The organism is Galbibacter sp. L-19, assembly GCF_056857615.1.
In genome coordinates, this window is record NZ_JBSXNL010000072.1 from 79,443 (window position 1) to 92,605 (window position 13,163).

At 32.7% G+C, this 13,163-nt stretch carries 12 protein-coding genes; 4 read left to right on the forward strand and 8 right to left on the reverse strand.

Annotated elements, in window-relative coordinates; all coding sequences use genetic code 11:
• The first annotated feature begins 75 nt into the window (after positions 1-75).
• A complete protein-coding gene (locus AC13CQ_RS16405; RefSeq protein WP_008611705.1) occupies positions 76-702 on the forward strand; it encodes an SDR family oxidoreductase in 627 nt (208 codons plus the stop codon).
• A 168-nt stretch (positions 703-870) separates the two neighbouring features.
• On the opposite strand, the gene AC13CQ_RS16410 is transcribed toward AC13CQ_RS16405, so the two are convergent.
• Complete coding sequence (locus AC13CQ_RS16410; protein WP_335587078.1) at positions 871-1,827, reverse strand: phytanoyl-CoA dioxygenase family protein; 957 nt, start codon at positions 1,825-1,827, stop codon at positions 871-873.
• Between the two features lie 218 nt (positions 1,828-2,045).
• Here AC13CQ_RS16410 and AC13CQ_RS16415 point away from each other — a divergent pair, with 218 nt between their 5' ends.
• Positions 2,046-2,888 (forward strand): AraC family transcriptional regulator, encoded by an 843-nt coding sequence (locus AC13CQ_RS16415; RefSeq protein WP_474507632.1) that lies wholly within the window; start codon positions 2,046-2,048, stop codon positions 2,886-2,888.
• Between the two features lie 78 nt (positions 2,889-2,966).
• Here AC13CQ_RS16415 and AC13CQ_RS16420 read toward each other — a convergent pair whose 3' ends face one another.
• Together AC13CQ_RS16420 and AC13CQ_RS16425 are read right to left on the reverse strand one after the other, a co-directional pair.
• Positions 2,967-5,246 carry an inorganic phosphate transporter gene (locus tag AC13CQ_RS16420; protein WP_008611710.1) on the reverse strand — a complete coding sequence of 760 codons (2,280 nt, stop codon included), beginning with the start codon at positions 5,244-5,246 and terminating at the stop codon, positions 2,967-2,969.
• Between the two features lie 142 nt (positions 5,247-5,388).
• Positions 5,389-6,591 carry a porin gene (locus AC13CQ_RS16425; RefSeq protein ID WP_474507052.1) on the reverse strand — a complete coding sequence of 401 codons (1,203 nt, stop codon included), beginning with the start codon at positions 6,589-6,591 and terminating at the stop codon, positions 5,389-5,391.
• A gap of 329 nt (positions 6,592-6,920) precedes the next feature.
• On the opposite strand from AC13CQ_RS16425, the gene AC13CQ_RS16430 reads away from it, so the two are divergent.
• The gene (locus AC13CQ_RS16430; RefSeq protein ID WP_456868155.1) at positions 6,921-8,261 is read left to right on the forward strand and encodes a deoxyguanosinetriphosphate triphosphohydrolase; all 1,341 of its coding nucleotides are present in this window, start codon (positions 6,921-6,923) and stop codon (positions 8,259-8,261) included.
• A 90-nt stretch (positions 8,262-8,351) separates the two neighbouring features.
• Here the strand turns inward: AC13CQ_RS16430 and AC13CQ_RS16435 are convergent, their stop codons facing one another.
• Positions 8,352-9,380: a DUF3078 domain-containing protein gene (locus AC13CQ_RS16435; protein ID WP_335587082.1), complete on the reverse strand. Its 1,029-nt coding sequence runs from the start codon at positions 9,378-9,380 to the stop codon at positions 8,352-8,354.
• A 52-nt stretch (positions 9,381-9,432) separates the two neighbouring features.
• A complete protein-coding gene (gene dxs, locus AC13CQ_RS16440; protein ID WP_474507051.1) occupies positions 9,433-11,202 on the reverse strand; it encodes a 1-deoxy-D-xylulose-5-phosphate synthase in 1,770 nt (589 codons plus the stop codon).
• Between the two features lie 331 nt (positions 11,203-11,533).
• Here dxs and AC13CQ_RS16445 point away from each other — a divergent pair, with 331 nt between their 5' ends.
• Entirely contained in the window at positions 11,534-11,983 is a 450-nt protein-coding gene (locus tag AC13CQ_RS16445) for a nucleoside deaminase (protein ID WP_335588845.1), read from the forward strand.
• A gap of 394 nt (positions 11,984-12,377) precedes the next feature.
• Here the strand turns inward: AC13CQ_RS16445 and AC13CQ_RS16450 are convergent, their stop codons facing one another.
• The 3 genes from AC13CQ_RS16450 to AC13CQ_RS16460 all read right to left on the reverse strand — a co-directional run bounded on the left by AC13CQ_RS16450 (position 12,378) and on the right by AC13CQ_RS16460 (position 13,163).
• Positions 12,378-12,536, reverse strand: coding sequence for a hypothetical protein (locus AC13CQ_RS16450; RefSeq protein WP_008611724.1), 159 nt, complete (start codon positions 12,534-12,536; stop codon positions 12,378-12,380).
• A gap of 94 nt (positions 12,537-12,630) precedes the next feature.
• Entirely contained in the window at positions 12,631-12,825 is a 195-nt protein-coding gene (locus tag AC13CQ_RS16455) for a cold-shock protein (RefSeq protein ID WP_008611726.1), read from the reverse strand.
• Positions 12,826-12,908: 83 nt separating this feature from the next.
• On the reverse strand, positions 12,909-13,163 hold the full coding sequence (locus AC13CQ_RS16460; protein WP_008611727.1) for a cytochrome b family protein: 255 nt from the start codon (positions 13,161-13,163) through the stop codon (positions 12,909-12,911).

Below are 13,163 nucleotides of genomic sequence, written 5' to 3' on the forward strand. Positions count from 1 at the left end.
TTAAAATACTCTAAAACTTACGTTAATCAATATTAATATTTTGGACGAATTTTTTAGATATCTTATCTTAATGAAATGGAAAATGTATTAGTAGCGGGTGCCAATGGTACCACAGGAAAAATAGTAGTAGAACTTTTAAATGAATCTCAATATTTCTCGCCAATTGCGATGGTTCGGAAAGAAGAACAGCTAAAACAATTTCAAGAGAAAGGTGTAAAAACCATTTTAGGCGATTTGGAAGAGGATCTAGCGCATGCAGTAAAAGATGTAGATAAAGTTATTTTTGCTGCAGGATCGGGTGGAAAAAAGGTTGTAGAAGTAGATCAAGAAGGTGCAAAGAGATTAATTGATGTATCTAAAGTAGCAGCAGTTAAAAAGTTTGTGATGTTAAGTTCTATGGGAGTGGATAATCCAGAATCAATTGCTCAGTTAAAAGATTACTTAGTAGCAAAGCAAAAAGCCGATAGTCATTTAAAAGAAAGCGGCCTAAATTATACAATTGTTAGACCTGGAACTTTAAAAAATGATGCAGGAATTGGCAGTATAGCATTAAAAAGGAATCTTAATAAAAGAGGCGAAATAAGTAGAGCAGATGTGGCTCAAACATTAGTACGGGTGTTACACGATAATGCAGCAAACAATGCAGTGTTTGAAATTATTGAAGGGGATACTTTAATTGCAGAAGCAATAGATAAATTTTAAGATTTTAGAGAGTTAGCTCTATTATTGTTTTGAATAGTGAATTACAAAAAAAAAGTAGCTATCTAAAAAGTATCCAAGCTCAGTTTGACAAGTTCAAATTACTTTTTAGATAGCTACTTTTTTTATAGAAGTAAAATTTTACGTTTATAAATTGGCGTTAGTGTTTTGCTATTTACGCTCCCATTTTTTTAATCCTAAAAGTTTTTCACCTAATTCGGTAAGTTCAGCCGTAGGATAATTCTGTTCCCGTTTATGTGGATCTCCAGGAAAGGCATATCCCTCGGGAGCTGTTTTATTTCTCCAAGAATTAATACGCCATTCTTTTAATTCGCTATTGTTTTCTTCCGCAGGCATCATAGAAATATACTGAGCTATTCTTACTTTGTCTGAGTTGTTTGGGCGTATTCCATGAGGTTCACTACTATTAAAAATAAGTAAATCTCCAGCTTCCATTGGTACTTTAACAATTTTATCCTGTAGATTACTCACATCTGGTTTAAAATGATCTCTATCTTCTGGCTGTGTAAGTTTCCAGGTGTCGTAATTTTTATACAACCACGGAATGCATTGAAAACCGCCCATGTTTGGGTCTGTTTGATCTGCTAAAGCTAAAACACCTTGTACGTTTTGGGGCTTTGTTTCTGGATCATAATCCCAATGTATAAACCCTTTATATTCAAACCCTGGTTTTAACGGAAAATTTAAATTTGCTCTGTCAATAGTTACCCATAGTTTTTCTATTCCCCATACATCTACAAAAGCATCATATACTTTTTGAGTTTGTCTATTATTCCATAAATGCTGGTTGTTATATACTTCTATCATTCCAGTACCCGTAAGTTCTTTCATCTTCATTTCGGTATACGCTTGTGCATACCAAGTTTTACTATTATTAGGGTTTTTACTTTCAAATTCCCATAAAAAATCAGCAGTTTCAGTTGCTTGTTTTTTTGATACTGCATTTTTAATTACCACATAGCCGTTGTGTTTCCAAAATTCCCATTGTTCCATGGTAAGTACTCGCAATGTGTTTTCTGATGCATTCTCTCTTAACTGATGTACGCTACTTTTGGACATCGAAGGGTTTCCAGGAATATCTTGATGGTCATTTTTAATTTTTCTCATTTTTATGCTATTTTAATTATTTAATATTTATTTTTTAAGCTTTTTACTTGAAACAAAATTAAAATAGATGTGTTTTTATTAATTTATCAATTTTAGCATATATTTGAAGTATTTTGATAATTTTAATGAATAAACTATCATTTTAATCAATTTAGAACAATTGAGTACATATTTGAAGAATTGCTATATCATGTCTACATTCATATAAAACCAAATAAATGAAAACTCAGCTTGAAAGTATTCAGCCTAATTTTAATAGTTCCTTTAATTTACTAAGGAATGATTATTTAAGTGATACTTTTTTATGGCATTTTCATCCAGAATATGAATTGGTTTATATTGATAATGCTTCTGGAACAAGACATGTAGGAAATCATATTTCAAAATACAAGGAAAGTGATTTGGTTTTTATTGGGAGTACTATTCCACATCTTAATTTTGATTATGGAGTAAAAACACCCTACAACAATATTGTATTGCATATTCATCCAGATTTTGTAGTCAATGTATTAGAGAAAACTCCAGAGCTTTTTCTTATTTTAAAGATGTTCCAGAAGGGACAGCATGGGCTTTCTTTTCCTGAACCTATCAAGGTTCTGGTAGGAAAAAAAATTAAAAAATTAGGGAATCTTAATGCTTTTGATAGGTATCTGGAAGTATTAAAAATATTTGAAATAATTGCTAATTCTGATTTTAAACTGCTTCATGAAAAACCTTTTATGAATCAGTTTAGTTTAAAGGAACAAAAAAGATTGCAACTTATCTATCAATATACAGAACAACATTACCATAGCAAAATAACAATTAACACAGTGGCCAACTTATGCAATTTGAGTAATGAAGCTTTTTGTAGGTATTTTAAAAAGGTTACAGGAAATTCTTTCATCACTTTTTTAAATCAATACCGTATTAGTAAGGCAAAAACGATTATGATGAGTGGTAAGAATGTTTCGGAAGCTTGTTTTGAAAGTGGTTTTGAAAGTTTGTCTTACTTCAACAGAATTTTTAAGAAAGTAACTCAAGAAAATCCTAGTCATTTTATAAATCAGCTTCATAAGTAGAATGTTTATATTAATTCTAGGCAAAAAAAATTGGATAGCAAAGCTACCCAATTTTTAAAATAGTATGTTTTAGAAATGTTATTTCTCTTCTTCGGTAATAATTTCAGCTTTAGGAACCGAGCTATCATATTGATCATTATAAAGCTCTAAAAGATTCATAGTAGCTACTACAAGGTCTTTAGTCTCTGTTAATAAACTGAAATAAAGCGAAGTGTTTTTTGGACTCGATTCTTCCGTACGAGTTCTAGAAATTTGTTTTTCAATTTTCTTACTCACACTTTTTAATAAACCTTCTTTTTCTTTAAGAATAGAGCTAATATCGTCAAAAGTACGTGCATCAAAGGTCTTTTTGATGTTTTTAAATAAAGACTGAATATCATTCTGAAGGTCTAATAATTCTCGAGTTTGATTAAACTTTAGCTTTTTATGATTGTTATTTACGTGTTTGTAAGACGATTTTCCTATGTACTCTAAAGATTGAGCCATGTCTTGAAGATAGCCTAAAACATTAATGTAAAAATGACTAGCACCAACGCTAGATTCATCTAAATTTTTAATAAAATAGAATACACTTTCTTGCAATTCATCAATCTCAGAAGTTAGTTTATCATTTCCTTTCTTAGATTTTTTGAGCTGTTTTAAATCTTCTTTTGAGAGACCAGTAATAGCATCTGTATAAATTTTATAAGATCTATTAGCTACCGCTCCAATGTTGTCTGCACTTTCCTCAATAACCCCTTGGATAGAGCTGCTTTCTGCTCTATTTAGGCTGTCTTCTTCTTTTATTCCGCTAGATTTCTTTTTGTAGTTAATATAATTTCTTACTAAAAGAACAATTGCGAAGAATAATAAAATAGCAATTGCTGCTGGCCCACCAATGTATATTAAGTATGCCATAGTAGCCGCTGCAATAAATGCAGAAAAGGCTGTGAAAAACCATCCACCAATAACATTAAAAACTCCAGCTACACGGTAAACTGCACTTTCACGCCCCCAAGCTCTATCTGCCAAAGAAGACCCCATTGCAACCATAAAAGTTACATAAGTTGTAGACAAAGGTAATTTCATTGAAGTGGCAATAGAAATTAAAATACCAGCAATCATTAAGTTTACCGAAGCTCTAATTAAATCGAAGGCAGGAGCTTCGTGGTTTTTATCTTTACCAGTTTCTACTGCAGGTTTTTCAAATTGGGCATTTAGTTTGCGTTGCGTTTCTTTAGGAAGTAATAAGTTGATGCCTTGACTAGTTTTTGTAGAAGCTCTAACAACCCATCTAGATAATAAATTAGGCTGAAATTTCTCTTTTCCTTCGTTCTGTCTAGAAAGTCTAATTTCTGTTTCAGCAACAGATCTAGCTTTTTTAGAAAACCATAGTGTTAACACCATTATTCCTCCTGCAATAAAAAGTAATAGTGGTTCTGTTGGTACTTTTTCTGCAAGAGAACCCATGGCAAATTGATCTGGTGCAACGCCAGAAACCGACCAAGCTTCATAAGAGTGATAAGCTGCCATTGGAACCCCAATAAAGTTTACCAAATCGTTACCAGAAAAAGCCAATGCAAGTCCAAAAGTCCCCATTGCTATTACTATAATGAGGATGTTTCTTTTGAAGATTTTCATGTATAACTGTGAGAATAATGTCCAGAAGATAAAACTTCCTATTAGAACAAAAATCTCATTTCCTTCTGTAATTTCTTTAATGTTACTGTAATAAGGAGTTCCTTTTAGTCCTTTCATAAAAATGAAATAGGTAATTCCTGTTAAAGCGAATCCACCGAAAAGAGCTCCAAAATGCTTCATCTTTTTTTCATAATGAAAAGAAAATATAAGTCTGGATATAAACTGAACAATTGCACCAACTGTAAAAGCAATAACTACGGAGAGTAAAATCCCAGAGATAATTACAAGAGCTTGATCTGAGTTTATGTATTTTGATAAATCGGCTAGTGTTTCGGTGTCTGATGCGCCAATTTTTATTAATGCTACTGCTACTGCGGCTCCTAATAATTCAAAAACAATAGAAACTGTTGTAGAAGTTGGCATTCCTAAAGTATTGAAAAAGTCGAGTAATAGAATATCTGTAATCATTACAGCCATGAAAATAATCATGATCTCATTAAACATAAATTCTTTAGGAATAAAGATCCCTTTACGGGCAACTTCCATCATTCCGCTAGAAAAAACAGCTCCGATAAAAATTCCTAAACTGGCAATTATCATTATAGATTTAAACGAAATTGCTTTAGAACCTATTGCAGAATTTAAGAAGTTAACGGCATCGTTGCTAACTCCTACAACAAGGTCGGCTATAGCAAGAATTGCCAAAGCTACAATCATTAATAAGTAGATATTCTCCATAACATCAAATATAATTATTCTTATTTATATAACTACTTACCATTCAGTTTTTTACAAGCAAGTAGTCTATTGTCTTGATACTAAGTATCAAATATTTTTACTCGATAATCGAGATTTAAATGCCCCAAGGCAGTTTACTATTTTAAAAATGAACCTCAATTTGTAGTCTAGCTAGAAGCTGATTGCTATCTTCAACTATTGATAAATAGCTAAAATCTGTTTGAACTTTTAGTTTATGACCAACAATGTATTTTGAAATTCCTAATGTATATTGGTTTTCTGTGCTTTTTAAAGTTAACGATCTGTCTAGATCTATATTAGTATAACGGGTACTTACTTCCCAGTTATTTTTAAATAAATATCCAGTTTGTAAATTTAAGCCATTTCCTACAGCTACAATGTCTCCTGTTAAACTTCCGTCAGAATTTTTTGCAATAGGGTCATCGGCATTTCTATCGGCATATTCTCCCATAAAAGAAAAACCATTATATTTAAAAACAACATCTACAAATAGTGTAGAAATATCTGTTTGATATTCTCCAACATCATTTTGCATAAAAGTCCCCATATTACTACGTGTTTTTATAGCATCATCATTAAAATCGTAGGTGGCGGCAACCATAAGTTTCGGTTTTTCTTCTCTTTTTAAGGCTGAGCCTTGGTATTCGTTATTACCTTTAAAGGCTCCAAAAGGAAGTAATTCAAGTCGACTAGTGTATTGATAGCCTCCTTTATTTCCTACGGTTACATTTCTTCCTTCTCCTTGAGAAAATGCAAAGCTCTCTCTTATTAAAAAATTAGGAGTAGCGTACCAAAAGTGTCTTAGTTGTGCTCCAATGTCTCTGTCAATATTGAACTGTGCATTTAGAAGAGAACGATCTACAAATTGAAGATTCCCAGAAGAGATTACACGCTCTACGTTTCCAGGAAGCTTTGTTTGTCCAGCCCAAAGGCTAAAGTTTTTATAAAAATTCCATTTAATTAAGGCATCGTATATGTATCTAGGCGTGTTATTAGTGTAAATAGAACCGCCAGAAATATCCCTGTTGGATAAACCGATTTCAATTTTGTACGTAAGTTTTTTACTGAGAATGAAGCCGTCAAATTTTAAACGGGCTCTACGAATTAAAAAATTGGTTTCAGAATTGTTTATCTCACCATTCGCTTCGTTCCATGTAGCGGTGCCTAGCAACTGCATTCTAGTAGCGAATTTCATACTCCATGTGCTGTCTTTTCCAACGATATTTAAAATTCCTTTACCAAAGCGTGGTGCTTTGATTTCTTGTGCATTCAATAGACTGCATGAGAAACCAAACAGCAATAACGCTGTTAATAAATATTTCATTTCCTTCTTAGTTTTTGTCGCTGCAAAGAACAGATTGTAATGTTAAGAAATTGTTTCCTGAATATTATATAATTAAGAATAATATACAAAAAAAGAGGCTGCCTTTTCAGACAGCCTCGCATATTTCGGTAACTAAGTCGACAAAAACTAAAAGCTAATGAAATATCTATATGTTTAAACAATACGGCAAAAATCAATTTTTAGGTTGAATACAATGTAAATAAATAATTAAGTTAGTATTAATTTTAGCTAATATTAGAGTTATTATTTTTAAAAAGTTTCTTTTTTTAACCATTCTCTACAGTATCTTGCAAGTCTAAATTTGTAGTATGAATTGGGAACAATTACTCTCGCTTAAAAGGTTTAACGACACGCATAAAAGACTTCGAAAAGAACAAGATGAAACCCGTTTGGGGTTTGAAGTTGATTATGACAGAATTATATTTTCTTCTGCTTTTAGAAGTTTACAAGATAAAACGCAGGTAATTCCGCTTTCTAAAACAGACTTTGTGCATACTAGACTTACCCATAGTTTGGAAGTATCTGTGGTAGGGAGAAGTTTAGGAAGAGCAGTAGGGAAGGCAATTTTAGAAAAACATCCTTATTTGGCAGAGGTGCATGGGTACAAGTTTAACGATTTTGGGGCAATTGTTGCCGCTGCCGCGCTTTCTCATGATATTGGGAATCCTCCTTTTGGACATAGTGGAGAAAAAGCTATTGGGGAGTATTTTAAGAATGGAAAAGGAGAAAAATACAAATCGCAATTAACCGATAAAGAGTATCAGGACTTGATAGATTTTGAAGGTAATGCTAATGGATTTAAAATTTTAACTGAAACTCGTAAAGGAATTATCGGTGGTTTACGATTAAGCTATGCTACTCTCGGAGCTTTCATGAAATACCCTAAACAATCCCTTCCAAAGAAACCAACTGGTAAAATAGCGGATAAAAAGTTTGGATTTTTTCAATCTGAGAGGCCTGTTTTTGAAGATGTAGCAAATGAATTAGGACTTTTACAAACTAGAACTGGAGAAGAGTTATCCTATGCTCGGCATCCATTAACATTTTTAGTAGAAGCTGCAGACGATATTTGTTATACTATTATAGATTTTGAAGACGGAATAAATCTAGGGTTAATCCAAGAAGAATATGCGTTGGAATATCTTATAAAACTTGTTAAAGATTCTATTAATACCGATAAATACCATTCTCTTACTACAAAAGAAGATAGACTTGGTTATTTAAGAGCACTTTCTATTAACACATTAATTGCCGATGCAACTAGGGTCTTTATTGAAAATGAAGACGCTATTTTAAAAGGAGATTTTCATGTTTCACTACTAGAAAAATCTAAATATAAAGCGCAAATAGAAGATATAATTAGTTTAAGTGTGGAAAATATATATCGAAGTAATGAAGTGCTTCAGAAAGAAATAGTAGGATATAAAATTATAAATCAGCTTTTAGATGTTTTTTGCGGGGCTGTCATGAGAAAAAGTGAGGATTGTGCTACCAATTATGATAAACTTATATTGAATTTACTTCCTGAAAAGTATAAAATAACTACGGGAGGCTATGAGTCTTTACTTTCTGTTACGCAATTTGTTGCTGGCTTAACAGATGGAAATGCACTTTTGATTTTTAATAAAATAAATGGAAACTTGGTTTAGTTGTAGCTCATTTACCTTAATGTAGAACTTATCTACATGCATAATCAGAGCGCGTGCTTTGAGAAATTAAAACCCTCTATCTATGAGGGATTAAAAATTATAAATAACTCCTACGCCCAACGATTGTTTAAATTGAATTCGGGGGCCATAAGTAATTTTTTCACTTGTATTTGGATTTTCAATTTCTTCAAACTTAATATCGTTATCGTAAATAAGTTGGGTGCCTATATTTGCCACCACATAGTCGTTTACTTTAAATTCTACGTCTATTAACCAGTTAATATCTATATTTCCGAAGCTGTTCAAATAATCGCTATATAATGTTAATCTATTAGAGAGAAACATGTCTTCGTAAATTTTAGTTTGATAGGAGTTGGTTATTAAAAAACCTAATTCTGTAACTATATTTTTACCATCTTTTATTTTTACTCCATTAGCGTCGTAAATTGCTTTGTCAACACCAAATGCTCCTTGGTCGGCTAAATCTTGATCCAATACAATAGTTGATTTTTGAGTTATTGGAGAGATGTATAATTTAAAATCTTTATTTTCAGGAGAAAATTCACTACCAAAACCGAAGAGGAAATACCCCGGTGCCATAAATCCTGAAATTGGGTCATCGGTATTTGGATATTTATAACCGTTGGAAAATTGAGTGTTAAAGTTTGCTTTGGCAGAGAAATACCAGCTTGATAAATCTTCCATTCTAAAGCCTAAGGTGGAATTTACTGCAAAAGCATCTTCTGTTTTACGTATTTTTTGACCTTCTTGTACATTCAAACCATAACGCATAATCATTTCGTTATTCCACTGTACTTTTTCATGCTTATAATTTCTTTCGAATTGTGCATTTCCCAAACCGCTAATAGAATTGTTTCCCCCGGCACTCCAGTTTACAAAAGCAATTTCGCTAATATTAACACCTATTTTATTAATGCGCTTCCATCTTGGAGGTAGCGGCTTATATTCTTTTATAATTTTGGATAAATTAACGGTGTCCTTTCCAGAAATAATAAAAACTTCTTTAGTTCTTGAATTGGTATAAACATGTTGGTCGTCATCTTGTGCTTGAGCCAACGTTAAGAACATGAAAAAGAAGAGAATGAAAGAAATTCTCATTTTAAAACTTGAATATTAGTTAGGTTGTACAAAAATGGTAAAAAAAGCTATCTTATAAAAATTTATTAATTTGATATGCAATACTCTCAGGATCTATACCTGCAATTTGCTGTAGTTCTTCAACGGTTCCTTGCTCAATAAATTGTTCGGGAACTCCTAAGAATTTAATCTTTTTTGTGTAATTATTAATAACAGCAAATTCGGCTATGGCGCTTCCCATCCCACCTTTTAAAACCCCATCTTCAACGGTAATGATGGTTTTATATTTGGTGAAAATTTGATGCAGCATTTCTTTATCTAAGGGTGCAATAAACCTTAAATCGTAATGAGCAATTTTATCGGTTTCTGTGCTTTCAATCGCTTTTGTTACATTTTTAGCCATATTACCTATGCTAATAACGGCAATTTCACTTCCTTCTTTTAGTAAAACACCTTTTCCAATCTCAATTTTTGTAAATGGTTGTTTCCAATCTAAGGTAACACCCCTACCACGTGGATACCTTATGGCTATTGGAAAGTCCAATCCCAATTGAGCGGTATACATTATGTTGCGAAGTTCAACCTCATTTCGGGGTGCGAAGATGATGAGATTTGGAATGCATCTTAAATATGCAATATCAAAAACACCATGGTGTGTTGCTCCGTCTTCTCCCACCAGTCCAGCTCTGTCCAAACAAAAAATTACAGGGAGTTTTTGCAGAGCTACATCATGTACAACTTGGTCATATGCGCGTTGTAGAAAGGTTGAGTAAATATTGCAAAAAGGAATTAAACCTTGGGTTGCCATTCCAGCAGCTAGGGTAACTGCGTGTTGTTCTGCAATTCCAACATCAAAGGCTCTTTCTGGAAATTGTTCCATCATGTATTTTAAAGAGCTCCCAGTAGGCATAGCAGGAGTAATTCCAACAATTTTCTCATTCTCTTTTGCAAGCTCTATAATGGTGCTTCCAAATACGTCTTGATATTTTGGAGGCTGTTTAACGTTGGGTTTTATTATGAGTTCGCCAGTTAGTTTGTCAAATTTTCCTGGTGCATGGTATTTTACTTGGTCTTCTTCTGCTTTTTTTAAGCCTTTTCCTTTAGTGGTGATAACATGTAAAAACTTTGGCCCTTTTATTTTTTTTAAACGTTCTAATTCTTTTAAAAGGCGTGGTAAATTATGGCCATCTATTGGACCTCTGTAATCAAAGTTTAATGCTTTGATGATATTATTTTTAGCAAGCTGTCGGTCTTTTTTTACATTGGTAAGATATTCTTTAAGAGCACCAACACTTGGGTCAATTCCTATAGCATTATCATTTAAAATAATGAGCAAATTGGCATTGCTGACGCCTGCATGATTTAGTGCCTCAAAAGCCATTCCGCTAGCAATAGAAGCATCTCCAATAACTGCAATATGTTGTTTTTCGGTTTCGCCTTTTAGGTTTGATGCCATTGCCATTCCAAGCGCTGCTGAAATGGAAGTGGAGCTGTGTCCAACCCCAAAAGCATCGTATTTGCTTTCCTCTCGCTTTGGAAACCCGCTGATGCCATTTAATTGTCTATTAGTGTGGAAGATTGATTTTCTACCAGTTAAAATTTTATGACCATAGGCTTGGTGACCAACATCCCAAATTAATTGATCTGCGGGAGTGTTAAAAACATAATGTAGTGCAATGGTAAGTTCTACCACGCCTAAACTCGCTCCTAAGTGCCCTTCTTTTGTTGCAACAATATCAATAATAAAATCTCGCAATTCTTTTGCTAAAAGGGGAAGTTCTTCTTTGTTTAATTCTCGAAGATCTTCAGGGAGGGTAATGTTGTCTAACAGCGTTTGCTTCATCTTACAAAAATACAAACAAAGCATTATTATTTTGCATAATTTGTCTCTAAGTTCAATGCCTTAGTTATAAGCTTTTATTAGCTGAAGTTGAATTTGATTTTTTTATTTGAAGCTCTATTGAAGGATTTATTTTAAAAAGGAGTCATCACCAAAAAGGAAATGAATAAAGCAAAGGTTTTATAGTAATTTCAGTTTAGTCTTTTCTCTTTTTCTTACAGCGAAGCGGTCTTATTTCTTTGTCTAGATTGTACTGTATATTTATATGAAATATTGAAATAAATACTTGTTCTTGCTGAAAAATATTTTTATTTCAAATTGTATCTTTGTTTTTATGATAGAACCTTTTGACGATTCCTATTTTATGAAAAAAGCCATGCAGGAAGCGGAAGCTGCTTTTGATAGTGGTGAAATTCCTGTTGGGGCTGTGGTAGTGGTAGATAATAGGATTATTGCTCGTGCACATAATCTTACGGAAACCTTAAACGATGTTACAGCCCATGCCGAGATGCAGGCAATTACTGCTGCTGCCAATTTTTTAGGCGGGAAATACTTAACGGGTTGTACGCTTTATGTTACTTTGGAACCTTGCCAAATGTGTGCCGGAGCTTTGTATTGGAGTCAGATTAGTAAAATTGTTTATGGAGCAACCGACGAAAACCGTGGGTTTAAAACTATGGGAACAAAATTACATCCCAAAACTGAAGTTGTTTCTGGTGTAATGGAGCAAGAAGCGTCAAGCTTGATGAAACGTTTTTTTATTGAAAAACGTAATTTGAACTAATCTAATCTTAAACTATTAATAGATAGCATTTAACTATTGGTTTATCTGTTAGTCTATTGTATCGAGGAATTTTTAGTTGAATATTACTAGGAAGACTTCTTTTTCTTCAAAAGAATAAGATTAAAAATGCTAATACTAAAAGCGGTTACCAAGAAAGAGACTCCAATAATTCTATTTTTCAGTATAAAAAACTAAGCACTCCTAATACTATAAATATTATTGTGAGTGTAAACATTACATATTTTACTCGATAATCGAGATTTCAATACTCCGAAGCTTGCCTCGAAATGTTTTTTTAGTTTTTCCTTCTAATGCCTCGTGAGTTTGTTCCGAGGGGGGTTACTTGTTTCATTTTGAGTAATGGCTTTTAAAAAATTGATACCCTCTTTTAAAGCTAATCGTTGGTTTTGTTTTTATACACTAAATAGATAAGTCCGATTACAAAACCGATGGCAAGTAAAATATAAGCTATTATTTTTAGAGCAAACACAAAAAGTGCTATTAAACCTGCTAGTGTACAAAGAAGTCCGATTATAAAAAGTGTAGATTTCATTATTCAGTTTTTTATGAATGTATGAATAAGAAAACATTAAAACAAAAAAAGTCGTCCGTTTGGACGACTTTAATTCTACAAAAATAAAATATCTTTAGCCGATTACTTGCACGTGTGCAGCAACCATACCTTTTCTTCCTTCTTCTTCTTCGTATTCTACTTTGTCACCTTCGTTAAGCTCAACACCTTTAAGTTCAGTTACGTGAACAAAAATGTCTTTACCTGTTTCGTCGTTGGTAATGAATCCATAACCTTTTGATTCATTGAAAAATTTTACTGTACCAGTCATTATAAATTGTAATAAAAATTAAAGTTCAAATGTACCAATTAAATTGAAAGGACAAATAAAATTATAAGAATTTCTTGTAAAAATTATTGATTTTCAGTGTTTTCCCCCTTTTTGCCGTTCATTTTATCAACATTATCCTTGGTTAACATATAATCTGTTATTTTTTTGCCTTTGGAGCGAGAGTATAAAAAGAGAGGTATTAATATGAAAGCGAAAGAGATAACAGCAATCCCGATAATTCTATCTCCTAAAAGGTCATTATCTTCCCATTTATAATAATAGCCTACAGCTATAGCTATTAAAATTGCAAAAAACACTATTTGAACAACTCTTTTCAT